Annotated in this window: 31 protein-coding genes and 1 riboswitch; of the genes, 11 read left to right on the forward strand and 20 right to left on the reverse strand. The window is 37.0% G+C overall.

All coding sequences use genetic code 11. The annotated features are described in order from the left end of the window. Window positions 1-15: 15 nt before the first annotated feature. From KDN24_RS20225 to KDN24_RS20275, 11 genes are all read right to left on the reverse strand, one after another. Entirely contained in the window at window positions 16-726 is a 711-nt protein-coding gene (locus KDN24_RS20225; RefSeq protein WP_409973093.1) for a cytochrome c biogenesis protein, read from the reverse strand. Further along, the gene (locus KDN24_RS20230; RefSeq protein WP_409973094.1) at window positions 726-1,409 is read right to left on the reverse strand and encodes a heme exporter protein CcmB; all 684 of its coding nucleotides are present in this window, start codon (window positions 1,407-1,409) and stop codon (window positions 726-728) included. The genes KDN24_RS20225 and KDN24_RS20230 overlap by 1 nt, the downstream gene beginning before the upstream one ends. Continuing rightward, window positions 1,406-2,110: a heme ABC exporter ATP-binding protein CcmA gene (gene ccmA / locus KDN24_RS20235; protein ID WP_409973095.1), complete on the reverse strand. Its 705-nt coding sequence runs from the start codon at window positions 2,108-2,110 to the stop codon at window positions 1,406-1,408. Before ccmA ends, KDN24_RS20230 begins: the two co-directional genes overlap by 4 nt. 16 nt (window positions 2,111-2,126) lie before the next feature. After that, a complete protein-coding gene (locus KDN24_RS20240; RefSeq protein ID WP_409973096.1) occupies window positions 2,127-2,471 on the reverse strand; it encodes a hypothetical protein in 345 nt (114 codons plus the stop codon). Further along, entirely contained in the window at window positions 2,471-2,839 is a 369-nt protein-coding gene (locus KDN24_RS20245) for a hypothetical protein (protein ID WP_409973097.1), read from the reverse strand. Before KDN24_RS20245 ends, KDN24_RS20240 begins: the two co-directional genes overlap by 1 nt. Before the next feature lie 131 nt (window positions 2,840-2,970). Further along, entirely contained in the window at window positions 2,971-3,483 is a 513-nt protein-coding gene (locus KDN24_RS20250; RefSeq protein WP_409973098.1) for a cytochrome c-type biogenesis protein CcmH, read from the reverse strand. Then, window positions 3,480-5,459 carry a heme lyase CcmF/NrfE family subunit gene (locus tag KDN24_RS20255; RefSeq protein ID WP_409973099.1) on the reverse strand — a complete coding sequence of 660 codons (1,980 nt, stop codon included), beginning with the start codon at window positions 5,457-5,459 and terminating at the stop codon, window positions 3,480-3,482. The genes KDN24_RS20250 and KDN24_RS20255 overlap by 4 nt, the downstream gene beginning before the upstream one ends. Before the next feature lie 20 nt (window positions 5,460-5,479). Beyond that, window positions 5,480-5,929 carry a cytochrome c maturation protein CcmE gene (locus tag KDN24_RS20260; protein WP_409973100.1) on the reverse strand — a complete coding sequence of 150 codons (450 nt, stop codon included), beginning with the start codon at window positions 5,927-5,929 and terminating at the stop codon, window positions 5,480-5,482. 6 nt (window positions 5,930-5,935) lie between these two features. Beyond that, window positions 5,936-6,907 carry a hypothetical protein gene (locus KDN24_RS20265; protein ID WP_409973101.1) on the reverse strand — a complete coding sequence of 324 codons (972 nt, stop codon included), beginning with the start codon at window positions 6,905-6,907 and terminating at the stop codon, window positions 5,936-5,938. Window positions 6,908-7,342: 435 nt separating this feature from the next. Further along, window positions 7,343-7,507 carry a glycogen biosynthesis protein GlgD gene (locus KDN24_RS20270; RefSeq protein WP_409973102.1) on the reverse strand — a complete coding sequence of 55 codons (165 nt, stop codon included), beginning with the start codon at window positions 7,505-7,507 and terminating at the stop codon, window positions 7,343-7,345. Between the two features lie 16 nt (window positions 7,508-7,523). Continuing rightward, window positions 7,524-7,787, reverse strand: a complete 264-nt coding sequence (locus KDN24_RS20275; protein ID WP_409973103.1) for a YtzC family protein — start codon at window positions 7,785-7,787, stop codon at window positions 7,524-7,526. Window positions 7,788-8,071: 284 nt separating this feature from the next. On the opposite strand from KDN24_RS20275, the gene mnmL reads away from it, so the two are divergent. Both mnmL and mnmM read left to right on the forward strand, forming a co-directional pair. Further along, on the forward strand, window positions 8,072-9,040 hold the full coding sequence (gene mnmL / locus KDN24_RS20280) for a tRNA modification radical SAM protein MnmL/YtqA (RefSeq protein WP_409973104.1): 969 nt from the start codon (window positions 8,072-8,074) through the stop codon (window positions 9,038-9,040). Further along, window positions 9,037-9,609, forward strand: a complete 573-nt coding sequence (gene mnmM / locus KDN24_RS20285; protein WP_409973105.1) for a tRNA 5-(aminomethyl)-2-thiouridylate-methyltransferase MnmM — start codon at window positions 9,037-9,039, stop codon at window positions 9,607-9,609. The genes mnmL and mnmM overlap by 4 nt, the downstream gene beginning before the upstream one ends. A 92-nt stretch (window positions 9,610-9,701) precedes the next feature. Here mnmM and tbcS read toward each other — a convergent pair whose 3' ends face one another. Further along, window positions 9,702-10,775, reverse strand: a complete 1,074-nt coding sequence (tbcS, locus tag KDN24_RS20290; protein WP_409973106.1) for a tetraprenyl-beta-curcumene synthase — start codon at window positions 10,773-10,775, stop codon at window positions 9,702-9,704. A gap of 101 nt (window positions 10,776-10,876) precedes the next feature. Continuing rightward, a complete protein-coding gene (locus KDN24_RS20295) occupies window positions 10,877-11,680 on the reverse strand; it encodes an alpha/beta hydrolase (protein ID WP_491348135.1) in 804 nt (267 codons plus the stop codon). A gap of 165 nt (window positions 11,681-11,845) precedes the next feature. Between KDN24_RS20295 and KDN24_RS20300 the strand changes: the two genes are divergently transcribed. After that, window positions 11,846-12,364, forward strand: coding sequence for a gamma carbonic anhydrase (locus KDN24_RS20300; protein WP_409973107.1), 519 nt, complete (start codon window positions 11,846-11,848; stop codon window positions 12,362-12,364). An 822-nt stretch (window positions 12,365-13,186) separates the two neighbouring features. Here KDN24_RS20300 and metK read toward each other — a convergent pair. Both metK and KDN24_RS20310 read right to left on the reverse strand, forming a co-directional pair. After that, complete coding sequence (gene metK / locus KDN24_RS20305) at window positions 13,187-14,389, reverse strand: methionine adenosyltransferase (RefSeq protein ID WP_409973108.1); 1,203 nt, start codon at window positions 14,387-14,389, stop codon at window positions 13,187-13,189. Between the two features lie 256 nt (window positions 14,390-14,645). Beyond that, window positions 14,646-14,764: riboswitch (SAM riboswitch) on the reverse strand. A gap of 92 nt (window positions 14,765-14,856) precedes the next feature. Next, window positions 14,857-15,231 (reverse strand): thiol-disulfide oxidoreductase DCC family protein, encoded by a 375-nt coding sequence (locus KDN24_RS20310; RefSeq protein ID WP_409973109.1) that lies wholly within the window; start codon window positions 15,229-15,231, stop codon window positions 14,857-14,859. A gap of 198 nt (window positions 15,232-15,429) precedes the next feature. Between KDN24_RS20310 and pckA the strand changes: the two genes are divergently transcribed. Continuing rightward, complete coding sequence (gene pckA, locus KDN24_RS20315; RefSeq protein ID WP_409973110.1) at window positions 15,430-17,016, forward strand: phosphoenolpyruvate carboxykinase (ATP); 1,587 nt, start codon at window positions 15,430-15,432, stop codon at window positions 17,014-17,016. 62 nt (window positions 17,017-17,078) lie between these two features. On the opposite strand, the gene KDN24_RS20320 is transcribed toward pckA, so the two are convergent. Beyond that, on the reverse strand, window positions 17,079-17,849 hold the full coding sequence (locus KDN24_RS20320; protein WP_409973111.1) for an alpha/beta hydrolase family protein: 771 nt from the start codon (window positions 17,847-17,849) through the stop codon (window positions 17,079-17,081). A gap of 404 nt (window positions 17,850-18,253) precedes the next feature. Between KDN24_RS20320 and KDN24_RS20325 the strand changes: the two genes are divergently transcribed. From KDN24_RS20325 to KDN24_RS20335, 3 genes are read left to right on the forward strand one after another with little or no spacing between them, the layout of a single operon-like run. Beyond that, window positions 18,254-19,252, forward strand: coding sequence for an ABC transporter substrate-binding protein (locus KDN24_RS20325; protein ID WP_409973112.1), 999 nt, complete (start codon window positions 18,254-18,256; stop codon window positions 19,250-19,252). A gap of 57 nt (window positions 19,253-19,309) precedes the next feature. Then, the gene (locus KDN24_RS20330; protein WP_409973113.1) at window positions 19,310-20,089 is read left to right on the forward strand and encodes an ABC transporter ATP-binding protein; all 780 of its coding nucleotides are present in this window, start codon (window positions 19,310-19,312) and stop codon (window positions 20,087-20,089) included. Then, window positions 20,067-20,876: an ABC transporter permease gene (locus KDN24_RS20335; protein WP_409973114.1), complete on the forward strand. Its 810-nt coding sequence runs from the start codon at window positions 20,067-20,069 to the stop codon at window positions 20,874-20,876. The genes KDN24_RS20330 and KDN24_RS20335 overlap by 23 nt, the downstream gene beginning before the upstream one ends. 16 nt (window positions 20,877-20,892) lie before the next feature. Here KDN24_RS20335 and ytkD read toward each other — a convergent pair whose 3' ends face one another. After that, window positions 20,893-21,366, reverse strand: coding sequence for an RNA deprotection pyrophosphohydrolase (gene ytkD / locus KDN24_RS20340; RefSeq protein ID WP_409973115.1), 474 nt, complete (start codon window positions 21,364-21,366; stop codon window positions 20,893-20,895). A gap of 164 nt (window positions 21,367-21,530) precedes the next feature. On the opposite strand from ytkD, the gene KDN24_RS20345 reads away from it, so the two are divergent. After that, window positions 21,531-22,394, forward strand: a complete 864-nt coding sequence (locus tag KDN24_RS20345; protein ID WP_409973116.1) for a DUF6612 family protein — start codon at window positions 21,531-21,533, stop codon at window positions 22,392-22,394. Window positions 22,395-22,581: 187 nt separating this feature from the next. On the opposite strand, the gene KDN24_RS20350 is transcribed toward KDN24_RS20345, so the two are convergent. Further along, window positions 22,582-22,893 carry a hydrolase gene (locus KDN24_RS20350; RefSeq protein ID WP_409973117.1) on the reverse strand — a complete coding sequence of 104 codons (312 nt, stop codon included), beginning with the start codon at window positions 22,891-22,893 and terminating at the stop codon, window positions 22,582-22,584. Window positions 22,894-23,076: 183 nt separating this feature from the next. Here KDN24_RS20350 and KDN24_RS20355 point away from each other — a divergent pair, with 183 nt between their 5' ends. Then, complete coding sequence (locus KDN24_RS20355; protein ID WP_409973118.1) at window positions 23,077-23,334, forward strand: DUF6154 family protein; 258 nt, start codon at window positions 23,077-23,079, stop codon at window positions 23,332-23,334. A 92-nt stretch (window positions 23,335-23,426) separates the two neighbouring features. After that, window positions 23,427-23,600, forward strand: a complete 174-nt coding sequence (ytzI, locus tag KDN24_RS20360; protein ID WP_409973119.1) for a YtzI protein — start codon at window positions 23,427-23,429, stop codon at window positions 23,598-23,600. 83 nt (window positions 23,601-23,683) lie between these two features. Here the strand turns inward: ytzI and KDN24_RS20365 are convergent, their stop codons facing one another. Beyond that, window positions 23,684-24,157, reverse strand: a complete 474-nt coding sequence (locus KDN24_RS20365; RefSeq protein WP_409973120.1) for an S-ribosylhomocysteine lyase — start codon at window positions 24,155-24,157, stop codon at window positions 23,684-23,686. Between the two features lie 195 nt (window positions 24,158-24,352). On the opposite strand from KDN24_RS20365, the gene yidD reads away from it, so the two are divergent. Continuing rightward, a complete protein-coding gene (gene yidD, locus KDN24_RS20370; protein ID WP_409973121.1) occupies window positions 24,353-24,592 on the forward strand; it encodes a membrane protein insertion efficiency factor YidD in 240 nt (79 codons plus the stop codon). On the opposite strand, the gene KDN24_RS20375 is transcribed toward yidD, so the two are convergent. Next, window positions 24,589-25,152, reverse strand: a complete 564-nt coding sequence (locus tag KDN24_RS20375) for a beta-class carbonic anhydrase (RefSeq protein ID WP_409973122.1) — start codon at window positions 25,150-25,152, stop codon at window positions 24,589-24,591. The two genes, yidD and KDN24_RS20375, sit on opposite strands and share 4 nt — an antisense overlap. Window positions 25,153-25,228: the final 76 nt, after the last annotated feature.

Here is a 25,228-nt window from a genome sequence, read left to right on the forward strand (position 1 = left end):
CCGAAGCTTTTCGATTTAGCTTGCTAATTTTTCGATTACTTTCGCTTTTGCTTTTTTTACTACTAAACGCATTTTTTCAATTTCTCCACCTTTTCGCAGTAAGAAAACATAGAGCAAGGTGATGGTTGCAATGCTGAATAATAGTGTAATGAGCATTTCAGGCTCAATTCCGCCGCCCTTCTGATTCTTTCCATCGCCAAACACGACCGGATGAAGCTTCGTATTCCACCAACGGATAGCCATAAACACAATTGGTACGTTAATACAGCCGATTATGCCAAAAACTGCAGATAGTCTAGCAATCTTTTCCCATGAGCCTTCCATTTTCCTAACGAATAAATAAGCAACATAGATAAACCACAGGATTAACGTAGTAACTAATCTTGGTTCCCAAGTCCACCAAGTATTCCATGCTGATTTTCCCCAAATCATTCCAGAGATTAGTGCAACTGTTGTAAATAAGACCCCAATTTCTGCAGAGACGCCTGCATAAATAAAACGCGATTCAGTTGGTTTTTTTAATATCATCACACTATAAACCCCAACTACGAAGAAGGCTAAAAACGAGACCCACGCACATCCGACATGAAAGTAGAAAATCTTTTGGCTTACGCCCATTGTTTTTTCAATTGGCGACCAAATAAACACAAGATATAAAGCAATGAAAAATGCAGGTACAAGCAGTGCAAATAATATGCGGTCGATTATTGCAGACTGTTGTTTCATCAGGATCCCTCCATTAAATATTCGAATAAAAAGAAGCACGCTGCAAAGAATAGCAAATCATAACCAACCATTAGCTGGAACCAAGAAATCGCATCCTCAATTCCATCTTGACCAAGGACAACCTTTGTCGCTTGAACAGCTGCAATCATTAAAGGACTAAGTAAAGGCAATAATAAAACCGGAAGCAGCATTTCACTATTTTTTGCATTTGCTGCTAATGCAGCTAAAAACGTACCGACAATAATAAATCCGAGAGTTGCAACAAAGACAATCAGTAGAAACCAAATCATTTTGCCATTAAATCGATAGTCAAATAAAATGAATAATACCGGAATGCTAATTACTTGGACGATTGCAACAAGAATAAAGTTAGCCATTACCTTCCCAAGATAAATACTAGCAGAATCAATTGGCGCAACTCTTAAACCAGTTAAGCTATCATTTTCGTTTTCTGCCAAAAATGAACGATTAAGCCCAAGCAATCCTGAAAAAATCGTAATCACCCAAATTAATCCAGGGATAATGGCTCTTACTGTATTATTAGTCGGATCAAAGGCAAAGCTGAAGATAAGAATGACAAGGCTGGAAAAGATGATCATCATCCCAATCATTTGCTTTGATTTCAACTCATTCCGTAAATCTTTCCCTGCAATAATCAGTGCGTCAGACAGGACTGTGATCATTTTCCACTCACCGCCTCGTCATACCATTCCTTTAGTGCTACTAATCCCTTTTCTCTTTCAATATTTTGATAATCAACGATTTTGCCTTTATTTAAAACAAGTGCTTTATCACTAATACTTATCACTTGTTCAAAATCATGAGAGATTAAGAGGATGGCAATTCCATTATTTTGCTTTTCTTTAATTAGATGGTTTAAAAGACTAATTGCTTCTTGATCTAATCCCGTATGTGGTTCATCAAGCAAGAGAACATCAGGTTCAGCAAGCAAGACCCTTGCAATTGCCAGCCTTTGCATCATTCCTCTTGAAAAGGAACGAATTGGGATATCTTTAAAATAGTGAAGCCCAACTGCTTTAAGCAGTTCTAATACTTTTTCTTCTCTATTTTTTACTTTGTATAGCTTTGCATAAAAACGTAGATTCTCTACTGGAGTAAGAGAATTATATAAGAAGGACTCATGTCCTAAATAACCAATCTTTTTTCTTAAAAGGAGCGATTTTTTCTTTACTAATTCCCCATTCAAGTAGATTTCTCCACTTGTTGGCTGCATTAATCCTGCCGCAACCTTAAAGAATGTGCTTTTCCCCGCACCATTCGGCCCGATAATGGCTACACTTTCTCCACGCTCAAGTGCTAATGAAAAGTTTCTAAGGATAATTTTATCGCCAATAATTTTTGTAATATTTTTTAATTCAAGCATAGTATCCAACTCTTTCTTAAGTGAATCGAAGCAGTTCTTTTTTTACACTATCAAGATGCTGCTTATATTCCTCAATATTTTTGGAATATTGCTCTATAGAAACTTCTCCTCGCTTCTTTAACATCTCTAGCTTCGTCATTTGTTCTTCAATGACAGCCTTCTTTTTTAAAAGCAATTGAAACTGCTTTTCATCATCATCTGGTTGCTGCTGTTGGATCTGCTTTTTTTTTCTAAAAATAACGATTATGACAATGGCTAACAAAATGAGCAAGACGATATGTGGATTAAGCTTATTTAATATTGGCGTGCCTAACCAAAAAGATATAAGCCATTCTGGATGGAATGGTGGTAAACTACTCATCATTCCACCCTCCCTTTTTGCTTCCGTAATTTACTAAGTTCTTTTAGAATTTCTCTTTCTGTTTCATCATCTATCGTTTCTTTTCTAGGATGATTCGCTTTTACTTGATTGTCATGCGTTAAATAGCCTGCTGCAAGAGCTTGATAGCGTTTCTTCATCGATTCAAAATCGTCCTTGGAAATTTTCTTCATAAGATAGTCCATTTCCAGTTCATTTACAGCCTCATAAATCATTTCTAATGGCAGCTCACCATCGTTTCCATCAGCATAGGCTAACGCTTTCCCTCCACTGTTAAAAAAGGGAGCAATGATAAAATAAAAGCAGCTAATGACAATAATGGCGCCTAATATTAAGTATAAATAATCCACTTTGATCGCTCCTTTTTACTTAGAAAAGCGAAGCTACAAGATTACAAGCTCCAAATATTTTCTAACCGTTAATGAAAATCAAATGCCATCCATTTTTCAAATCTAGAACAAACTCAATGTTTACGATTAGCTTAAAAATGCTTACGCCTTTCTTCCTCAAAGGTTTGTTCAACGATTTCCTTCTCTATTTCAGGTAGCTCTTTTACTGCAATCGTTTCTGATTCAGCATTTCTATTCGTTAATTTCTTAATACCAAAACCAACACCGATAGCACCTAAGAGAAAACCTACTGCTGGCATGATCCATGCAACGATTCCACTTCCATCTGTTGCTGGGGTTCTTAGTGCAGCCTGCCCATATTCGTCAACGTAAGACTGTAAAATTTCTTCTTCTGTTTTTCCTTCATTTAATGCCTCTAACACTTCTTCATAGTAAACTTTTTTTATCGTACAAGTTGATATATCATGGTCTGCATGTCCTTGCATATCGAGTTTACTAATCGTAGATTGGAATTCTTTAGAATTATAGGTGAACTGTTCATTTGCTTTTACACGAATCAAGTTAAAAGTAAGATCAAGCATTGTAAAAGACGCTAACAAGGCAATTGTTCCCTTAATGAAATCCCTTCTAGTTAAGTCCTTCATTTTCGTTCACCCGCCTGCTTACTGCCGAGTCGATAGGTTGCACGAGTTTTCCCACCAATAAGCGCTATGCCAGTTCCAATTAACATGAAGAATCCTCCAACCCATATCCAGCTGACAAAAGGATTTATTTTTACAAGCACCGTTATTTTTTCTGTATTTTCCCATGAACTTAGCACAACATAGAGATCCTCTTTCCAGTTAGTTTTGATTGCAATTTCTGTTGAAGGCTCTGGCCAAGTGCTATAAAATATCTTCTCAGGTTTAATGGTTCCAATATTTTTTCCTTTATATGAAACTGCTAAATTAGCATAGACAATCCCATTGCCATTTTTAGTCTTTTCCGCCAAGCTTTCGAACGTTAATTCATAGCTTCCGACCTTAAAGCTTTCATCTTTATTTACTGTTTTCATAACCTCTTCAGAATAAGCATTTGACGCGATAACACCGACTGCAATTAAGGCGATACCAATATGAACGATGTAGCCGCCATATCGACGTTGATTTTTTCTTGTTAATTGGACAGCAGCTTTTACAAAGCCTTCCTTCGTTGCCTTTCTTCGGGCTAATATGCCTCGCCAAAATTCAGCAATATGAACAGCTAACATAAAGACCGTAACAGTTAAGCCGATGATGGCATAAATGCCTTTAACACCCATTGCGACAAGAACGATGGCAAATACAATCGCTACTAAAAGTGGGGCTATCGTATTTTTTAAAAATCTTTCAAATACAGCTTTTTGCCATGAAATGAGTGGACAAATTGCCATTAGCAATATAAGAGCTAACATAATTGGAGCCATTACTTTATTAAAATATGGGGCGCCAACATTTACTTTTGTTCCTGTTATTGCTTCTGAAACTAGTGGATACATCGTCCCCCAGAATACTGCAAATGCAGCTCCAACAAGGATAAAGTTATTTAGTAGAAAACTACTTTCCTTAGAAAAATAAGCTTCAATCGGCTTACTTTCTTTTTTAATAAGCTGGTAGCGAGTCGCTACAACATAAATGGCAAATAACATCATAAATGCCATAAACACTAAGAAATACGTTCCAAGATCACTATCTCCGAAAGCGTGGACACTCGTTAAAATTCCACTTCTAACAAGGAATGTTCCGAATAGAGATAGAATATAAGATAAAATAATTAAGCTTAAATTCCATGTTCTCAACATCCCTTTTCTCTCTTGAATCATCATCGAATGTAGAAAGGCCGAAACGGTTAACCATGGTAGAAACGAAGCATTCTCAACCGGGTCCCAAGCCCAGTAGCCACCCCAGCCTAGCTCTAGGTATGCCCACCAGCCACCAACTATATTTCCAATTGTCAAGAACAACCAAGCTGTCAGAGTCCAACGCCTCGTTAATTTTATCCACTCTGCATCCATATTCTTCTTTAATAATGCTGCTATTGCATAAGCAAATGGTACAGCTAAACCAACATAACCCATATAAAGAGTTACTGGATGAATAATCATTCCTGGATTTTGGAGCATCGGATTGAGCCCCTTGCCATCTGTTGGAATTGTATCAGTCATTTCAAATGGATTCGCATTCAATACCATGACAATGTAGAAAAATAACATATTCAACAACAAAATAATAGAAACATAAGGGATCATATTATTCTGCTTTTTCTTATTTAATACGACTATGGCTGCATAAATACTTAATAGAAAGGTCCAAAGTAATAAAGAACCTGCGTTACCTGCCCAAAATGCAGCCAATTTATAAATTAATGGCAAATCTACGTTTGAATATTGTGCCACATATTTATACTGAAACTGACTTGTTCCGAGAATATATAGTAAAAGAAAGGTTGAAATACTCGTAACAAATGCAAGTGATAAAATTCCTCCTCTTGCACTTTCAAGCCATTTTTGCTCTTTTCTTTTCAGCCCTATCATATTTGCAACTAATGAGTACAAGGAAATGACGATGCCAAGTATGAGTGCGATATTTCCAATTAAATACATAATGTCACCAGCCTGTCTAATTAGTTTTGCTTATTTTTATTTATCTCTTTGTGCATCTCCACATCATAATTCTCTGGATCTTCTCCCTTATATTTTGAAGGACATTTAGTCTGAACCTTCTCAGCTTCAAACACACCATTTTCTTTCAGAAATCCTTCAACGATGACAATAACATCATCAGAGAAATTATCTGGCTTTACCCCCATGTAAACCACTGGTAAGCTGACCTCTTTTCCATCCTCATAAATTTCAAATTTCAATTCAATTTTGTCGGCATTCCATTCAACGGAATCTTTGTTTAGAAGCCCCTGAGTCAAAACGTATTCATTTTTGTAGGAGTTTTTGTTTTTCAGTAATTCCTCTATTGAAACTTCTTTGCTTCCGGCGCTCGGCATTGTAGTAAAAAACAAAACAATAAATGCAGCTGCAACAAGAGTTAAACCAAACATAATTTTTTTGTTCTTTGACATTCTTTTTTAACCCCCTAATTTCTTTATTAATTCGTTATACTCATTTTCAGTAATGCTTCCTTCAAGAAGCATAGCTCTAAGTCGAGATTTCTTAGCTTCAAAATCGACTGTTTTCTTTTCCCCTCTTTTATGAGCAACAGGATTGCGTTTTTTGGCTTTTTTCATAAAAATGATAAGCAGAATAGCTGCTAAAACACTTATTCCACCAACTACTGAAATAATAATCCAAATTGAGAGGGTTTCGTTTTTCTTTACAGCCCCTTCAGTATGAGCAGGGTTTCCTGCCATTGCATCCATTATTTCCATCGTTGTTCTTGTTTCTGAACGCTTATATTCGAGCTTGAATTCCTTCATCTCATCTGCTTTCATACCTTGAAACTGATACAAAAACAAGTTCATACCGTATCCATTTTCTTGATGTGAATCTGCATCAGGAGTTAACTTAAAGCTTTCAGTTTTTAAAGGTTCTACAAAAATAACACTTACAAGTCCAATATTAGAAAAGCTTTTAAATTGATAAGTAAGAGATTTATTATCTTTATCTGCTTTTAACTGGCCTGTATAATATTCAATAACAAATTTATACGGTTCATTCGGTTGGATTTCTTCTTTTGTTTCCCATAAAATCGTGCTTGTTTTTTCATCAATGGAGTATTCAATTTCGTTTAACTCGGTTAAATCTCGACTATATTCTGCGGCAAATCCGATACGAAAATTTTCCTCATTCATTGGAAGCGGGATAGCAATTTGTCCTTTCTGAGGCTTATCAGTTGTATTCATAAGTGTTCCATGATAACCAATAAGCAAAGGTGTCTGTTTTGAATCCTTTTCCTTTGGATGCTTTGCATATTCAGGCAATACTTGTATATTTAATTCCTCCAATTTTAAAACTGGCTTTTCTGTTTCAGCATAGGAGTACCCAGGAATATTTAAGAGCAGAATAGCCACTCCTATCCAAGAGAGGATGAGCTTTTTCATCATTTGACGTCCTTTCTAATAATCAATAGTTTGTATTATTCAATGAAGCCAATTTTTAACAGAAAGTTTGACTTTTTTGTGAACAAGTTCACATGTGTTGTTTTTAAATTACTTTAGGAAGTTTTTTTGGATGGGGTATTTTGTAACAGCTAATTATTCTCAAAAAAACAACTTATTTTCTGAGAACCATTTTTGTAACTTTTTTCATTTCCCTCTATCTTATTTAAACCATTTTATGGGGAGTTGATTCTGTGACATATTTCACAGTTGTTCTGTATGTTCTTTACCACTTTGTGAACTTCAATTAGATAAATGGATGTAAATGCACGCGTAGCAATACATAACAGCTGATGTCGACATAGCTCAAATATTAAGACACTTTTGTGAACATGAAAGGCTCTAATGCCATTCGCATTAGAGCCTTTTCTTTTTCCGCTATTCTGGACGGAACTTAGATTTTACAGGTTGTCCTTTATTTTCATATTTCCGTTTTGCCTGTTTCACAAGATCATAGTCTGTTCCCACTTCTATATCTTGATTATTAATTCCATTTCGAGTTTTCTGTTCTGGATTGTTTTGCTTTGATCGCTGCTTTACCATACTTTCACTCCACTTCTTAATGAGGACTCGTGATCATTTCGTTTTGAAGTTGCTGCAGCTGAAGCCTCATTCTATGAAGCTGTTCACGCTGCTCAGAATTTGCACTTAAAGCAAGCTTTGCCAGATCATTATATGCATTTTCAAGAGATTGAAGTGCTTCGGTATAACTTACATCGTTATAATGTTCTTGCGTTCTTCCTTCTTGTAATTGATCATTAGCAAATTGGATTGCATCCTCACATTGTTGAATAAGCGCATTAACAGAATCGCGAGTTGCCATTCATTCCACTCCTTTTTTAGGATGGGTCAGAAGCATATAGCTTCAACATATAGTTTGCTCCATTTTTCATTCCTTAACTAAAATAAATTGCTGACAATTTTTTTGCAGCCAATACATTTTGCAACCTTTACTGTTCATGGTAAGATTATTTTTATGCAAATGAAACTTGACCACTTATAAGAGGAACGGCAAACATTGTTAGAAGCACGTTCTGAATTATATTATGCATAAAAAGAACAAGTATAAAAGTTTTTCATATTCCGTTAAATTAGGAGGTATCTAGGATGAATCAAACGAATCCTTTTCCGTTTGCGACTGATGACAAACGTTACCATACATGGAATTACCATTTGCGAAATGAATTTGGACATAAAGTTTTTAAAATTGCGCTTGATGGCGGCTTTGATTGCCCTAATCGTGATGGGACTGTGGCCCATGGTGGCTGTACTTTTTGCAGTGCGGCCGGCTCCGGTGACTTTGCTGGTAACCGGGCCGATGATTTAGAAACACAATTCAATGAAATTAAAGAAAAAATGCATTATAAATGGAAAGACGGCAAGTATATGGCTTATTTTCAAGCCTTTACAAATACACATGCTCCTGTAGAAGTTTTAAGGGAGATGTACGAAAAAGTACTGAGCCAGGAAGGAGTAGTCGGACTTTCCATCGCGACAAGACCAGATTGTCTTCCTGATGATGTTGTTGAGTATTTAGCTGAGCTTAATGAAAGAACCTATTTATGGGTAGAACTTGGCTTGCAAACAGTCCATGAACGAACAGCACTTCTTATTAATCGAGCACATGATTTTAAATGCTATGTTGAAGGGGTTGAAAAGCTAAGAAAGCATGGAATCCGTGTTTGCACTCATATTATTAACGGACTTCCCCTTGAAACACCCGAAATGATGATGGAAACAGCCCGTGAAGTAGCAAAACTGGATGTACAAGGAATAAAAATTCATCTTCTTCACCTTTTAAAAGGAACACCAATGGTAAAACAATACGAAAAGGGGATGCTTGAGTTTTTATCATTTGATAACTATGTAAGCTTAGTATGTGATCAATTAGAAATTTTACCACCTGAAATGATTATTCACAGAATTACTGGTGATGGCCCCATCGAATTAATGATCGGTCCAATGTGGAGTGTAAATAAATGGGAAGTCTTAAATGCCATTGATGCGGAGATGAAAAGAAGAAATAGCTGGCAAGGAAAATTTTATGACCAGAGCCAAATGAGGACACAAATATGAGGCTAGATGGAATTCTCCCATTTGCTAGACAATTATTAAAAAAAGCAGTCTCACATGGGGATGTTGTTGTCGATGGAACATTAGGAAATGGTCATGATACGGTGTTTCTCGCTGAATTAGTTGGCGAGACTGGTTATGTCTATGGTTTTGATATTCAAATACAGGCCCTAATGAAGACAAAAATCCGCTTAGAAGAACATCAACTCTCAAAACAGGTCATGTTATTCGAGAAAGGACATGAACATGTTCATGCTAGTATACCTGTAACCCATCATGGTTCGGTGAAAGCGGCCATTTTTAATTTAGGCTACTTACCTGGCGGTGATAAAACGATTGTGACCACGCCTAACACAACCATCACTGCCATTGAACAGCTACTTGACATCATGGCTCCAGAAGGAATGATCGTCCTTGTTGTTTATCACGGTCATGAAGAAGGGGCAATCGAAAGAGATGCTCTTCTTGAATATGTCACTCAATTAGATCAGAAGATAGCTCATGTCCTGCAATATCAATTTATAAATCAGCAGAACCATCCTCCGTTCATTATAGCGATTGAAAAAAGGTAATTGGCAGCCCTAAATTGGGCTGCCTTATTTATGGCTGTTTGCTTCTTTTTTCAATTAAAATGAAAAGACTTGCCTCTTCTGCAAGCCTTTCGTTAATTATTAAATCGCCACTTTTGCATCATTCGGTAAGCTCTCCCATTCAAATAAAAGAAAAGACTTGTGAGTCCACCTTTTTTAATGATACTCTTTGCAAACTTCTTTACTTTTTTCTGTTTTCTTACCTTTTCATCTGAAAGGTAAATCCCTAGCAGCCCCCGATTAATTAATTGATGAAAACGTTTATGTGGCAGCTGCTCTGTATGCTTATCAGCTTCATCAACAAAATGCTTTAACCGCTCAAATAATCTTTGTTCATTCTCATAATAAAAACAAAAATTTAAATCTCCACCAGCCCGATCCTCATCTTGGTCAATAAAGTAATCCAATAATATATGTAAACCTTGAATGTATGGAAAATATCCATTACGAATTTTTTCGGCATAATGTTGTTCAAAATCATCTCTCATTGCATAAGAAACAAGGCAAAAAATGCCTAAAGTTGAACCAGAACAGGCTGAGAACTCATACCATTCCATCTCAGGAATCTGTTCTTTATTTTCATCAAACCAGTCTTGCAGACGAGGGACACGCTCTTCCGCTTTCACATGCTTATGAATTTGTAAGTCACAATAATAACTACATAATTCAAGTAAATAATCTTTAATTTTTTCATAATTTTTTAGCTCAGACAGTACCTCTCGACAAGTAGCGGCTAAATCCGCTAAATAGTCTCCATCATTTTGTTCACTTCGGAATCGGTAATACTTTTTCGGGATCGCATCAATCGTTAACGCATCCATCATTGACTCATGGAGAGCAGCAAAATCCTCAGGATCTAAAGAAGTGCTGCGATCACATAAATTATCCAAATAGTCACTAATTGTTTGATAAGCAACGATGAATTTGATGGCAAGTGGATATTTTTCAATGGCGGTTAAAGCCATAATGGAGCCGCCTTCACAATGAAAGGTTTTATGTTCAATGCTTGCTAAAGCTTGTTTTCGCAGCTCCGGATCAGGTATGGCTTCCGCTCTTTTTTTCCAATAGGATAATTCCTTATGAACAATCGGAAGTATTTTCGTATACACTTTTGACATTAAACTAATAGGCATTGAAGGTACACCCATAAAAACTCACTCCTACTATATTAGGTAACCCCTAATTACCATCCACCAAGAGAAACTAATCTCGAATTTTCTCCACAGAATAGCTCTATTTCATTACAAAATCAGATAATATAACCAATCGCCTTTAATTGGCTGTTCACAAAGTCCTTTGTATATTCAAACACTTCTTCTCTTTCAGGCTCATTATAGATTTCATGATAGCAATTTGGCCATTCTTTAAATCGTTTTTCAGAAAATGGAGCAAGATTAAACCAGTCATTTACTGCTCTTTTATCAACAATTAAATCTTCTCCTCCCTGCATAACAAGCAATGGCACATCTTGAATATGATCAAGCTGTTCAAACCCAAGCTTGATGGCATGCGTAAGTTCACAATACCACCTCACTGATACTCTCGTTACATATAATGTATCATTTGAGTCTGCATCCCGAACATCTTTATTGCGAGTTGCCAAATCTACAGAAATCCCTGAATCCAATCGTAAGCTTGGTGTAATGACATTTAAGCCTCGAGAAATGATCTCAAGTATTTTGGATGGTTTTTTCATTAATCCTAGACATGGCGATGAAAGGATTACCCCAGCTAAATTCAGCCTTTCTTCTTGTAGAAGGCGAATGGCGACTAAACCTCCCATACTATGCCCGATTAAAAATACCGGCAGTTCAAATTGATAAGCTGCTTGAATCCAATCCTTTACCTCGAAAATATACTCATCAAAAGAATCAATATGACCCCTTCTTGATCTTGTTGTCATTCCTTGGCCTGGGAGATCGCCCATGATGACATGAAATCCTGCCAATCGCCACATTTCAATGAGCCAACCGTACCTTCGGTGATGCTCCATCGCGCCATGCACGATGACAATGACTGCTTTAGCCTCTCCTTCAGCTTCCCATTTCCACATAGTTTTCCTCCTAAACCTTATGCCTAAGCCATATTGTTTAAATTATAGCCTAGAAACATCTATTCTTCACAATATTTCGACCTAATATTTACGTAAATATTATCTCTCAACTATTTTATGGTAAAATTTATTTATTATTTTAAATGAAGGGATGTTTTTTAAAAAGTGATTTATCCATATAAAGGGGAACTTCCAAAAATATCGAAATCTGCCTTTATTGCTGATTATGCAACCATTACAGGCAATGTGGAAATTGGGGATGAGTCTAGCGTTTGGTTCAATACAGTCATTAGAGGAGATGTTGCGCCAACAATCATCGGAAAAAAGGTAAATATCCAAGACAACTCTGTTCTTCACCAAAGCCCAAACAATCCACTCATTCTCGAAGACGAAGTAACTGTCGGTCATCAAGTCATTTTACATAGCTGCATCATCCGAAAAAAAGCACTAATTGGCATGGGCTCCATTATACTTGATCAAGCCGAAATTGGAGAGGGCGCATTTATTGGTGCTGGCAGTCTTGTGCCACAAGGGAAAAAAATCCCTCCCAATACGCTTGCATTTGGCAGACCAGCTAAAGTCATTCGAGAATTAACTGCTGAAGATATTGAAGACATGAAAAGGATCAGCAGAGAATACGCCGAAAAAGCACAATATTACAAATCATTGCAGATTGAGAAATGATTGTGAGTATTGATACTTTCGGGAATAAGTCTGGTAGCTTGTTTCCCGATTTTCATGATCCTCCTGATTTTTGGGAATTAGTCTAGCTTTCTGATTCCCAATTTTCGCGGTGCTCCTGTTTTTCGGGAATTAGTTTGGCTTCTTGATTCCCGATTTTCATGATCCTCCAAATTTTCGGGAATTAGTCCTGCTTTCTGATTCCCGGTTTTCGCGGTGCTACTGATTTTTGGGAATTAGTTTGGCTTCTTGATTCCCGATCTTCACGTTGCTCCTGATTTTCGGGAATTAATTTGGCTTCTTGATTCCCGAAATTAGCGGTGCTACTGATTTTCGGGAATTAGTTTGGCTTTTTGATTCCCGATCTTCACGGTGCTACTGATTTTTGGGAATTAGTTTGGGTTCTTGATTCTCGAAATTAGCGGTGCTGCTGATTTTCGGGAATTAGTCTGGCTTACTGATTCCCGATCTTTGCGGTGCTACTGATTTTTGGGAATTAGTTTGGCTTCTTGATTCCCGATCTTCACGGTACTACTGATTTTTGGGAATTAGTTTGGCTTCTTGATTCTCGAAATTAGCGGTGCTACTGATTTTTGGGAATTAGTTTGGCTTCTTGATTCCCGGTTTTCACGGTGCTACTGATTTTCGGGAATTAGTTCGGCTTTCTGATTCCTGGTTTACGCGACACTCCTTCTTTTTGAGAATTATTCTGGCAACCTAGTTACCTTTATCTTCGCAAGTACTCCTTTTTCCAAGAACTTCGCTTCGCTTCAACATAAAAAATAAGAGCCTCATAAAAATGAAGCCCCCACTTTTTTATTAATCTTATTTTTGTAAAGCAGCCGCCTTCAATGCATCTGCTTTATCAATTTTTTCCCAAGGCAGTTCAATATCCGTGCGGCCAAAGTGACCATAAGCAGCTGTTTGCCTATAAATCGGACGGCGCAAGTTAAGCATATTGATGATGCCTGCTGGACGAAGATCAAAGTTTTTACGAACGACATCAACTAGAATATCTTCTCTCACGACACCTGTTCCAAATGTATCAACAGAAATGGATACTGGTTGAGCAACACCAATTGCATAAGCAAGCTGAACTTCTACTTTATCTGCTAAGCCTGCAGCAACGATGTTTTTCGCCACATAGCGAGCAGCATAGGCAGCAGAACGGTCAACTTTTGTTGGATCTTTCCCAGAGAATGCACCACCGCCATGGCGAGCATATCCACCATACGTATCAACGATGATTTTGCGGCCTGTTAAACCTGCATCTCCTTGTGGTCCACCGATTACGAAACGACCAGTTGGGTTAATAAAATACTTTGTATTTTCATCAATTAGTTCTTGTGGAACAACTGGAGTAATGACATGTTCCTTCAAGTCTCTTTGAATTTGTTCTAAAGTAATTTCTGGATGATGTTGAGTTGAGATAACAATTGTGTCAATGCGAACTGGCTTATTGTTTTCATCATATTCAACGGTAACTTGAGTTTTTCCGTCTGGGCGAAGATATGGAATGATCTCTTCTTTACGCACTTCTGTCAGACGGCGAGCTAACTTATGTGCCATTGAAATGGGAAGAGGCATAAGCTCTTTCGTTTCGTTACAAGCAAAACCAAACATTAATCCTTGGTCTCCTGCACCGATTGCTTCAATTTCCTCATCACTCATTTGACCTTCACGAGATTCTAGTGCTTGGTCAACCCCCATAGCGATATCTACTGATTGCTCATCAATAGATGTTAACACTGCACAAGTTTCAGCATCAAAGCCGTATTTTGCTCGATCATAGCCAATTTCTTTCACTGTTTCACGAACAATTTTTGGAATATCTACATACGTAGATGTAGTGATTTCTCCTGCAACTAGGACAAGACCCGTTGTTACTGACGTTTCTGCAGCTACTCGAGCATTGGCATCCTTAGCTAAAATCGCATCTAAAATTGCATCAGAAATTTGGTCACAAATTTTATCTGGATGACCTTCAGTAACAGATTCAGAAGTAAACAAACGTACGTTTCTTGACATCTGATTTCCTCCTTAGATAGAAATTGAGTAAGATTCCTTTTTAACAAAGCAATCTTGGTTTGATACGGAACTCATTCCCTAAATAATATGAAATAAACATGGAGTTTTTATTATCATATCCGTCAATCTCCTCTTCAGATATCGTAATAAGCAACCCCATAAATTGTGCATTTCAAAAGCCGTCCATCTTTTTTGCAACAAAAAAACCCTTCCATCAATGTGAAAAGGTTGAAAGCAAATCGATTCGCGCCTTTCACTCTTATCGTTCAAGGATCAAAGTCCTTGCGTCAGGTTTAGCACCTTTGCTCTATAAAAATCGTAAAGCAGGTTGCTGGGCTTCATAGGGCCTGTCCCTCCGCCAGCTCGGGATAAGAGAGTATCCGTTCAAGAAATGATCATAACGTATAGTATGAAAGGATGTCAATAAGTTTCTTAAATTAATCGTGTATTTTCTTGTTACTTGCGCATTATAATGAACAACTTCCATCATCGCATTTTTTTCTTAAAAATCGGTGTCTATTTTTAGCAATTCGTTTGTAAATTGGATTCCCAAGTAAATGAGTAAAAGGAAGAAACAAAATCACTCCTCCAATTGCTGTAGCTGGAAAAAGTACGAATAAATACCGGATTGCGTTATAACCTTTCAATACTTTTCCTCTGGAAGTGATAATGTGAAGCTCTCTTCGCAAATCCACCTTATTAAAGGATTCTCCCTCTTCCATTTGTTCATACTCCTGTAGGGAAACCCACTTCACTTGATGAAGCCAATCTAACTTTTGAAAAACTCGTTTTGATTGCTTGCATAATGAGCATGTATTGTCGTATAATGCGAGCGTTTTCATAGAATCAGTCCCGTTCATATGCGATAATATATTTTAACATATTTTCCATCGTGATTATGATATTATATACAAGAAAAAGAAATCCATTTTCTTGATAAAAAAAATCACCATTAGTATAGATTAATCACCTGAATGTGTTATACTATTCACGAGATTATTCATTAGAAAATAAACTGGATAAAGGAAGGTTTTCATCAGATGAATTCTGTAGGGATTTCCAATAAACTAACCGAACTATTAATAGGAAATAATATTCATATTCAATTATCTGTTCCACAGCTAGTTGAAAAAGTTTTGAATCGTAATGAAGGCTCTATCACTTCAACCGGTGCTGTTTGTGCAACCACTGGAAAATATACTGGTCGCTCACCTAAGGATAAATACATCGTAGAAGAAGCCTCTTCAAAGGATAGAATTGATTGGGGCAATGTCAACCAACCAATTTCTGAGGAAATTTTTTCGAACTTATATGATAAAGTTTTAAATTATTTAAAAGAAAAAGAGGAAGTTTTTGTTTTTAAAGGATTTGCAGGTGCTGATAAAAAATACCGCTTGCCAATTCAAGTCATTAATGAGTATGCATGGCATAACCTGTTTGCTCATCAACTATTCATTCGTCCAACTGATGAAGAATTATTAGAGCATGAGGCACAATTCACAGTTATTTCTGCCCCTAATTTTAAAGCTGATCCTGCTGTAGATGGAACTGCTTCAGAAACATTTATTATCGTTTCGTTTGAGCGTCGTACAGTGCTTATCGGTGGTACAGAATATGCTGGAGAAATTAAAAAATCAATATTCTCCATTATGAACTATTTACTTCCAGAAAAAGGCGTTTTATCTATGCATTGCTCTTCTAACGTAGGTGTAGAAGGAGATGTTGCTTTATTCTTTGGTCTTTCTGGAACAGGAAAAACTACTTTATCAGCAGATCCGAACCGCCGCTTAATTGGTGATGATGAGCATGGCTGGTCACCAAATGGTGTATTTAACATCGAAGGTGGCTGCTATGCAAAATGCATTAATTTATCACGCGAGAAAGAACCACAAATTTTCGATGCGATCCGCTTCGGTTCTGTTCTCGAAAATGTAGTCATTAATAATGAGTCACGTATTGCTGACTATGATGATAGCACCTATACGGAAAACACTCGAGCAGCTTATCCGTTACAAGCCATTGACAATATTGTTGACCCAAGTGTTGCTGGTCATCCAAATACAATTATATTTTTAACTGCTGACGCATTTGGAGTATTACCTCCAATTGCAAAATTAACGAAAGAGCAAGCTATGTACCATTTCTTAAGTGGTTACACTTCTAAGCTAGCTGGTACAGAACGTGGAATTACTTCACCACAAGCAACATTTTCAACATGCTTTGGTTCACCATTCTTACCGCTTGCAGCGACAGAATATGCGGAAATGCTCGGCAAAAAAATCGACGAACACAATTCAAGAGTTTTTCTAGTAAACACGGGCTGGACTGGTGGCGAATATGGAGTTGGAAATCGTATGAAACTTCCTTACACTCGTGCAATGGTACAATCAGCTCTAGAAGGCGAGCTAAATAATATCGAAACTGTAAAGGACGAAATTTTCGGTCTTGATATACCATTACACGTTCCAGGTGTACCTGATGAAGTACTGCAGCCGAACAAAACTTGGGCTAGCCAAGAAGCTTATGAAGTCAAAGCAAAAGAATTAGCTTCTAAATTCCGGGAAAACTTTAAGAAATTCACGGATGTTTCTCCTGCTATTGTCGAAAAAGGCGGTCCGATTGCATAATCGGCTATGAAATTTCTTAAATAGCTAGTGCGTCTCTTTGTCGAGAGACGCACTTTTTTTATTTATATTTTATGCATCCATGCGGTTAAGTCTTTTACGATTCTTCGATTGATCCCGGGTGGAAAATAATGTGTGTAGCTTTGAAAATACCAGCTCTCCACTTTCTTCTCAAGTGACCTCAATCTGTTTTCAAGGCGATAGGCATGTTCGACAGATACATTGTCATCTCTGACCCCATGAATGATTAAGGTTGGAACTTGCAGCTTTTCTATTTGAAAAAGCGGTGTCCGGTATTCGTATTGTTCACGTACTTTTGTTGGTGTTCCTCCAATCACTCTCTTCATCATCCTCCGTAAATCCTTCCGCTCCTCATATGTAAGAAACATATCACTCACCCCACCCCACGTAACGAGAGATTTTGCTTCTGGAAACTCAAGCGCCGTTAGCAATGCCATGACTCCTCCTCTTGAAAAACCAAAAATATGGATGTTTTTTACTCTCGGATGTAATTTTAAAAGCTCAAAAGCCGAAAACGCATCATGCCGATCCTCCCCAGCAAAATCTTCATTTCCTTCTCCACCCTGATTCCCGCGATAAAATGGGGCAAATACAATAAATCCTTCTGAAGCAAATTGAACAATGCGACCAGGTCTAACTTTACCGACATTTTTAATCCCACCACGCAAATATAGAAAGCCATCAACAATGTTGTCACCCTTCGGTTCAGCGAGAAGCCCCTTTACTTTTAAACCGCTAGACCAATACGTAACGATTGATAATTCTATATTTGGATTTGGCGAAGGAAACCTTTGTTTATGTATGATCAAATTCATTTTAGATTATCTCCTTTTGTGAGAGTTGCTTATATATCTGGAATTCGGCTGTTATATTCTGAGTTCGGCCGATATTTTCTGCATTTGGCGGATTTATTACGAGTTCGGCCGATATATCTCAAACTCGGCCGATTTATCTCAAACTTGGCCGATATATCTTAAACTTGGCCGATATATCTTAAACTTGGCCGATATATCTCAAACTTGGCCGATATATCTTAAACTTGGCCGATTAATTACGAGTTTGGCCGATATATCCTTAAAATATCTTATATTTCCTATTTTATCGGCCAAAATCATCTTACCATTTCGATTCTAAAAATTATTCATATAGGCATTCACACATTTTTCGCCCATTCATACGATAATGTAGAATTTAAAGCTAAATCTAGGAGGGCTTTGCTTTGAAAAATTGGCTAAAAGTTAGTTTTTCCCTACTTCTAATTGCCATTCTTATTATACCCTTAGCAGCTTGTAATAAGGGAGAAGTTCAAAAGGTTCGCATTGGTGAGGTAACACGCTCTATTTTTTATGCACCGCAATATGTTGCTCTTGAAAAAGGCTTCTTTGAAGAGGAAGGCCTTCAAGTTGAGCTTACAACAACTGCTGGTGGTGACAAAACGATGACGGCTCTATTATCAGACAGCATCGACATTGCCCTAGTAGGTTCTGAAACGTCTATTTACGTTTATGCGCAAGGCTCCAATGATCCGGTTCTAAACTTCGCCCAACTGACACAAACAGATGGTACTTTTCTCGTCTCCCGCCATAAAATTGAGAACTTCTCATGGGATCAATTGAAGGGAACAACCTTCCTTGGGCAACGTAAAGGCGGAATGCCACAAATGGCTGGGGAATTCGTCTTGAAAAAGCACGGTATTGACCCACACACTGATTTAAATTTAATTCAAAACGTTGATTTCGCTAATATAGCTCCCGCATTTGCATCAGGTACTGGGGAATTTGTTCAGCTATTTGAACCGACAGCCAGTGTTTTTGAAAAAGAAGGAAAAGGTTATATCGTTGCCTCATTTGGAACAGAATCTGGGCACATTCCATACACAAGTTTTATGACGAAAGAAAGCTATATAAAGGAAAACAATGAAACGGTCCAAAAATTCACGAAAGCAATTTATAAAGCTCAGCAATGGGTCGATTCCCACAGTGCCAAGGAAACGGCAGAGTTAATTAAAGGATATTTTGATAATACCGAATTAGAGATTATTGAAATGGTGGTAGAGCGCTATAAAAGTCAAGGCTCGTTCGCAACGGATCCAATTTTAGATAGGGAGGAATGGGAGAATTTACAAAATATTATGGATGAGGCTGGTGAGCTGCCGAAGCGAATTGACTATACTACTCTCGTAAATACAGAGATTGCAGAAAGTATTATGAAGAAATAATCTTTCCTAACATTATGTATTCGAAATAAATTTCAGCTTATGATAAGGAGGGCATCTATGAATTTCTTAACGATTAACGATGTTCAGCACACCTATTTCACGAAAAGCTCTGCGACAACGGCCCTCTCCGATGTCTCACTTGAGATTCAGGAAGGAGAATTTGTCTCCTTTCTCGGTCCAAGCGGGTGCGGAAAAACAACCTTGCTATCCATCATTGCCGGTCTGTTTAAGCCGACATTTGGAACGGTTACTTTAGAAGGAAAACAAGTTGAGAAAGCTCGTGAAAATATTGGGTATATGCTTCAGCAAGACTATCTTTTTCCATGGAAAACGATTGAGGAAAATATTTTATTAGGATTAAAAATGAGTAAGAATTTAGATGGTCCAAGAAAACGGTATGCTCTCGATTTGTTAAAAAAAATGGGATTAAAAGGAGTCGAATCTCAATTTCCGAAGCAGCTATCAGGCGGGATGAGGCAAAGAGTTGCTCTCGTCAGAACGTTAGCAACTGAACCGAAGCTTCTATTGCTTGACGAACCATTTTCTGCCCTTGATTACCAAACGAAATTAAAGCTCGAGGATCTTGTTTCGACAACATTGAAAGCTTTCGATAAAACAGCCATACTTGTCACTCATGATATCGGTGAAGCCATTGCCATGAGTGATCGCGTTTTTCTTTTTTCTTCTCATCCAGGTAGGGTTTACAAAACCTTTCACATCCCAAAAGAATTGAGAGAAGAAACGCCGTTCAATGCGAGGAGCCATAAAGATTATTCTCGTATTTTTCAAATGGTTTGGAAGGAGCTGGAGTCTCTTGAATCAGTCGCCAAACATTAAATTTCTTCATGAACAATACCTCCAAACATTAAAACGCGAAAAAAAGTGGGTGCTTTTTTATCAGCTCATTATCTTCCTTTTCTTTTTTTCCAGTTGGGAGCTTGCCAGTCGAAAGCAATGGATTGATCCGTTAATATTTAGTTCACCGTCTAAAGTTTGGTCATTACTAATGGTTAAAATTCAAGACGGAACTCTCATGGTCGATTTGAGCTATACGCTATCAGAGACCGTTTTCGGTTTTATTCTCGGAACTGTTATTGGTACACTTCTCGCCGCCATGTTATGGTGGTCACCCATGCTCTCAAAAATTTTAGATCCGTATTTAGTCGTACTTAATTCAATGCCTAAAGTAACGCTCGGACCGATTTTAATCGTAGCCTTAGGACCTAGTTTCACTTCTATTGTTGTGATGGGTGCGATTATTTCAATCATCATTACAACCATTGTTGTGTATACGTCTTTTAAAGAAGTCGATCAAAATTATATAAAGGTTTTGCAAACATTTGGATCTACACGCTGGCAAATTTTTAAAGAGGCGATCTTACCTGCGTCATTTCCAGTTATTATTTCGACATTGAAAGTAAATGTCGGCTTATCATGGGTCGGTGTCATTGTGGGTGAATTCCTCGTTTCTTCTAAAGGGCTTGGCTACATGATTATTTACGGATTCCAAGTATTTAATTTCACACTCGTCATGCTTTCCCTACTTGTCATTGCCGTTTTTGCTACAATTATGTATCAGCTTGTTGAACTATTAGAGAAAAAACTAATAAGAAATGGTTCATAATGAAAAACGGCACTTCTCAATGCCGTTTTTCCTGTATTTTCAAAATACTTTTTTCTATTACTTCATCTTTCATAATAAAACTGTATTCCTCGCCCCATCTTAAGGTCAATAAATCTCCTCTGACTAACTCTGGTCCCGCCGTCTCAAGATAATCATCCTTCTCTTCTACTTTATCTACAACTCCATAATAAATCCTCTTTACAAATGTTGCATCAAGGTGCGAAACTTCGTATTCTCCAATAAATTGAAGCTCCTTCACAACAGCTCCCGTTTCTTCCTTGACCTCTCGTCTTGCGGCTTCCTCAATCGATTCCCCTTGCTCCACTTTTCCTCCTGGAAACTCTAAACCTCTTTTCTTATGCTTCGTCAAAAGCCATTGATCCTCCAATTGACAAATAACGAGAACATGATTGGGCTGTTTCGAAAAGGCATTTCGCTCAAAAGCAAGCTTAACAATACAACCATTTGCATCGATAAATATCTCCACCATCCATCCCTCATTTCATAATTAAACATATTATAGCGCTAATTATATCTATCCGCATTTAGAAGGATTTATTTACGATGTTTCTATGAAAAAAGGATGATTTGATAAATTTTTGAAACTTTTCCAGTTAAATTATCGTACAATAGGTGAATACGATAAAAAAAGGAGTGTTATCTTTGAAGAAAAACCTATCATACTTAATAGGTTTACTATTAGTTTTTATGCTTGCAGCCTGTGGACAAACAGCCAAGCCTGTTAATGAAAGTGCAAATAATAATGGAGAATCTAATAGTAAATCAGAATCAAAATTAACATTAGAGGAAGTATTAGAAAAATCAACTGCTGCCTCTGAAAATTTAAAAAGTTTTTCTGTTAAAATGGAAATGACTCAAAATATTAGCTCTAGCGAAGATGAAATGAATATGGATACTCATTCTAGCATCGATATGGATGTAGTCATGGATCCGATGGCATTTTATCAAAAAATGTCTATGACAATGGGTGAAGAAAAAGTAGATATGGAAAGTTATTTTACTGAAGATGGAATGTACCTTTATGAGCCTTCAGGTGGGGAGTGGATAAAATTCCCACAAGAAATGACGGACATGTTCTTACAAATGGCTGGCCAACAACAAAATCCTGGTGAAGAATTAAAGAAATTGCAAAAATTTGTAGATGATTTTACTTTTGAACAGGATGATAAAAACTTTATCCTTAAATTAAAAGCTTCAGGAGACAAATTTAACGATTTCATTAAAGAAACTGCGATGGAATCTATGCCAGCTGAAATGGCTGATGAAGATTTATTTAGTAATATGAAAATTAATTCAGTAGATTACGAGATTCTTGTTGATAAAGAAACCTTTAATCCCGTTGCTTTAAAGATGGATATGGATATGGAGATGACGGTTGAAGAAGTAACGATTTCACTGAAACAAGCAGTAGATGCGAAATATTTAAACTTGAACAAAGTTGATGTGATTACAGTTCCACAGGAAGTTCTTGATTCCGCAGTTGAAATGGATATGTAATTCATAACAGCTTAGATGCAAGAACTGCGGAAAATGATTTCCGCAGTTTTTTTATTGGCTAATAGGAAAGTTTAAGTTTATTAACATTACTAAAGTAAAATGAAATTCAAATAATTGTAGCGTTTGAAATACCGCATAAGAAAAGCTAGGGCATTCTCCGAAAGGACTTGGCGAATGCCCAGTTTTTCTAATAAAATCCCATGTCTTCAATATGTTTTCTTGTCTCATCGTCCCCTAGCTTATAAAGCAACTCATAAACTTTTGACATTGTTTCATCATATTCATCATTTTCCTTATCATTATGGTATTCTAGAAATGGAATATGTGCCCGTACAAAGCTTTGCCATTCTGTTGAATAGTTTTGTTTAAAGTATGAACGCAGCTCGTTAATTTCTTCATTTGTAGCTGTTATTTTATAATCCCAGCGTGAAGCTGTGGCACTTTGTGAAATTTCTCCTGTTCCAACAGTAATATAATATGTATTTTTATTTTCTGTCATTGACGCTACTCCTTTTGTTTACATCCATAATTTTTTGTCTAGATTCATTTTCACAACAATTTGTCTTATTTATCCTTACCCGAACAGTGAAAAATTTATGCAAATTTGCTATCATTATCGAGAAACATACATATACTAACTAAAATCAATGGAAGAAAATATATCCTAATTGGAGGTGACATCATGAAAATAATTGACGAACTTTATGAACTTTATCGTCACAAGCTTACTGGGGATGAAGAAGATATCGACATGCTTGCATTTGCCTTTTTAGAGGAAATGAATCGTGATGATTTATTAACGATTATTCATGAATTAAATAATCAAGAATTGTATGATCTTATGGGGCTTTATTTAATTGAAAGCTTAAAGGGAAAATTCGCAAGTGAGAACTTTACTCGAAGTAGAAACACAAATGTCACTCAGCGTAATATTCATTAATTACATACAAAGGTACTCCTTACATAGAAGCTTATGCACATGGGTTCCTATTTTCGTTTGCAGAAATGTGTAAAAAGAAGGGAGATATAAGATTGATTGCCGTAATTGCGATTTCAGTAATTATTGTTGCGATCGTTATTGTTTTGGCTGTTGTCACAACATCAAAGGCTTATACATACAAACATACAGTTGATCCTGCTGATGAGCAGCTTCACTTTGATAATAATCAAGTCGAACAAAAGAACGATTCGGAAAAAATAAGTTAAACCGGACTGGGATTTGACCCAGTCCGGCTTCTTTTTATCGCAGATTAACGGGCTGTAAGACCCCCACTGATTGAAGTTTCACTTTATGCAAAAACCTGCTTTAACTCTTCTTTCGATTGTTCTAGCCAGAAACGCATTAAGCGCTTTGCTCCTTCTAAATCATGAAGTTTTGCTTGGCCACATTGCTTTTCATTGGCAGCTGGAATTTCCGTCACTTCAACCGCTGATTTCAACGTATCTTCGAGCAAATCAATAATTTCTTCCACTGTCGGTTCACCGCTCACAACTAAGTAATAGCCTGTTTGACAGCCCATAGGAGAAATATCGATAATATCAAAATGATCGTATTTTTCACAATAAGTACGGATATTAAAAGCGAGTAAATGCTCTAACGTGTGGATCACATCTGGCTTCATTGCCTGCTTATTCGGCTGGCAAAATCGAATATCAAACTTATTAACGACTCCATCTGTTCCTACTTTATGCACTCCACAATGTCTAACATATGGGGCCTTGACGGCGTTATGATCTAATTCAAAACTCTCCACTGATGGCATATTTAACACTCCTCTCGTTTCTCTCCTTATTGTACAGTAAAATCCGAGTATCTTCATCAACAATATATGAACTTTCTATTTCGACTAATAAAAGATTATATGTTATCTTTTTATCATTAGAATATATTGCTGATTTGTAAGCGATATTCTCGCATTAGGGACGATTCACTTCAAATCTAGAATGGAATGGTAAATATGTTGAAAAAAATCATGATTGGGATTATCCGCTTTTATCAAGTTGTCATCTCGCCTTTAAAACCACCAACTTGCCGCTTTTACCCTACATGCTCACATTATGGACTTGAATCTGTAAAACGATTTGGAGCGATAAAAGGGGGTTGGTTAGCTATGAAACGCATCTTAAAATGTCATCCTTTTCATCCAGGCGGAATTGATCCCGTTCCTGAAAAATGGCCTAAGAAGAATAAAAATTAAGCCTTATAGCCATCGACGATAATTTTCAATTCCCCTGTTGCTGGGTCTATGACTAGGCCATGAACAGGAACATCAGTCGGCATTAATGGATGTTTTTTCACCATTCGCACACTATGTGAGACACTTTCCTCCACATCATCGAACCCTTTAAGCCAATCTCTTACATCCACACCTGAATAGGTGATTGTATCAAGTGCTTCTTCCGATTTTCCGCGTTTTCTCATGCTTTCCATCACGCCATCTGGCTTCATCCCGCTCATTCCACAATCATAATGACCGATAATTAATACTTCCTCAGCTTGAAGCTCATATACAGCAATCAGTAAGCTCCTCATAATACTACCGAAAGGATGTGCAACAAGTGCTCCTGCCGTTTTAATAATTTTTACATCCCCATTTTTCACATTTATCGCTCTTGGCAGTAATTCAACTAATCGGGTATCCATACAAGTAAGGATGACCATACCTTTATTTGGATATTTTGTTGTAGAATATTCTTCATATTTTTTTTCAGCTACAAAATGCTGGTTATAATCTAAGATTTCGTCTAATAATGTCATCTTAAAATCTCCTTACAAATTATTTTACATCTTTAAGAATACAAAAACATGCTTCAACAAACAAATATTACACTTG

This window comes from Cytobacillus sp. Bva_UNVM-123 (assembly GCF_046351715.2).
Classification (GTDB): Bacteria; Bacillota; Bacilli; order Bacillales; family Cytobacillaceae; genus Cytobacillus.

Excerpts from the sequence above, each read along its gene's own strand:
- KDN24_RS20225 (WP_409973093.1), bottom strand. The coding sequence starts at position 726 with ATGAAACAACAGTCTGCAATAATCGACCGCATATTATTTGCACTGCTT.
- KDN24_RS20230 (WP_409973094.1), bottom strand. The coding sequence starts at position 1,409 with ATGATCACAGTCCTGTCTGACGCACTGATTATTGCAGGGAAAGATTTA.
- ccmA (WP_409973095.1), bottom strand. The coding sequence starts at position 2,110 with ATGCTTGAATTAAAAAATATTACAAAAATTATTGGCGATAAAATTATC.
- KDN24_RS20240 (WP_409973096.1), bottom strand. The coding sequence starts at position 2,471 with ATGAGTAGTTTACCACCATTCCATCCAGAATGGCTTATATCTTTTTGG.
- KDN24_RS20250 (WP_409973098.1), bottom strand. The coding sequence starts at position 3,483 with ATGAAGGACTTAACTAGAAGGGATTTCATTAAGGGAACAATTGCCTTG.
- KDN24_RS20255 (WP_409973099.1), bottom strand. The coding sequence starts at position 5,459 with ATGTATTTAATTGGAAATATCGCACTCATACTTGGCATCGTCATTTCC.
- KDN24_RS20260 (WP_409973100.1), bottom strand. The coding sequence starts at position 5,929 with ATGTCAAAGAACAAAAAAATTATGTTTGGTTTAACTCTTGTTGCAGCT.
- KDN24_RS20265 (WP_409973101.1), bottom strand. The coding sequence starts at position 6,907 with ATGAAAAAGCTCATCCTCTCTTGGATAGGAGTGGCTATTCTGCTCTTA.
- KDN24_RS20270 (WP_409973102.1), bottom strand. The coding sequence starts at position 7,507 with ATGGTAAAGCAGCGATCAAAGCAAAACAATCCAGAACAGAAAACTCGA.
- KDN24_RS20275 (WP_409973103.1), bottom strand. The coding sequence starts at position 7,787 with ATGGCAACTCGCGATTCTGTTAATGCGCTTATTCAACAATGTGAGGAT.
- mnmL (WP_409973104.1), top strand. The coding sequence starts at position 8,072 with ATGAATCAAACGAATCCTTTTCCGTTTGCGACTGATGACAAACGTTAC.
- mnmM (WP_409973105.1), top strand. The coding sequence starts at position 9,037 with ATGAGGCTAGATGGAATTCTCCCATTTGCTAGACAATTATTAAAAAAA.
- tbcS (WP_409973106.1), bottom strand. The coding sequence starts at position 10,775 with ATGGGTGTACCTTCAATGCCTATTAGTTTAATGTCAAAAGTGTATACG.
- KDN24_RS20295 (WP_491348135.1), bottom strand. The coding sequence starts at position 11,680 with ATGTGGAAATGGGAAGCTGAAGGAGAGGCTAAAGCAGTCATTGTCATC.
- metK (WP_409973108.1), bottom strand. The coding sequence starts at position 14,389 with ATGTCAAGAAACGTACGTTTGTTTACTTCTGAATCTGTTACTGAAGGT.
- KDN24_RS20310 (WP_409973109.1), bottom strand. The coding sequence starts at position 15,231 with ATGAAAACGCTCGCATTATACGACAATACATGCTCATTATGCAAGCAA.
- pckA (WP_409973110.1), top strand. The coding sequence starts at position 15,430 with ATGAATTCTGTAGGGATTTCCAATAAACTAACCGAACTATTAATAGGA.
- KDN24_RS20320 (WP_409973111.1), bottom strand. The coding sequence starts at position 17,849 with ATGAATTTGATCATACATAAACAAAGGTTTCCTTCGCCAAATCCAAAT.
- KDN24_RS20330 (WP_409973113.1), top strand. The coding sequence starts at position 19,310 with ATGAATTTCTTAACGATTAACGATGTTCAGCACACCTATTTCACGAAA.
- ytkD (WP_409973115.1), bottom strand. The coding sequence starts at position 21,366 with ATGGTGGAGATATTTATCGATGCAAATGGTTGTATTGTTAAGCTTGCT.
- KDN24_RS20350 (WP_409973117.1), bottom strand. The coding sequence starts at position 22,893 with ATGACAGAAAATAAAAATACATATTATATTACTGTTGGAACAGGAGAA.
- KDN24_RS20355 (WP_409973118.1), top strand. The coding sequence starts at position 23,077 with ATGAAAATAATTGACGAACTTTATGAACTTTATCGTCACAAGCTTACT.
- KDN24_RS20365 (WP_409973120.1), bottom strand. The coding sequence starts at position 24,157 with ATGCCATCAGTGGAGAGTTTTGAATTAGATCATAACGCCGTCAAGGCC.
- yidD (WP_409973121.1), top strand. The coding sequence starts at position 24,353 with ATGTTGAAAAAAATCATGATTGGGATTATCCGCTTTTATCAAGTTGTC.
- KDN24_RS20375 (WP_409973122.1), bottom strand. The coding sequence starts at position 25,152 with ATGACATTATTAGACGAAATCTTAGATTATAACCAGCATTTTGTAGCT.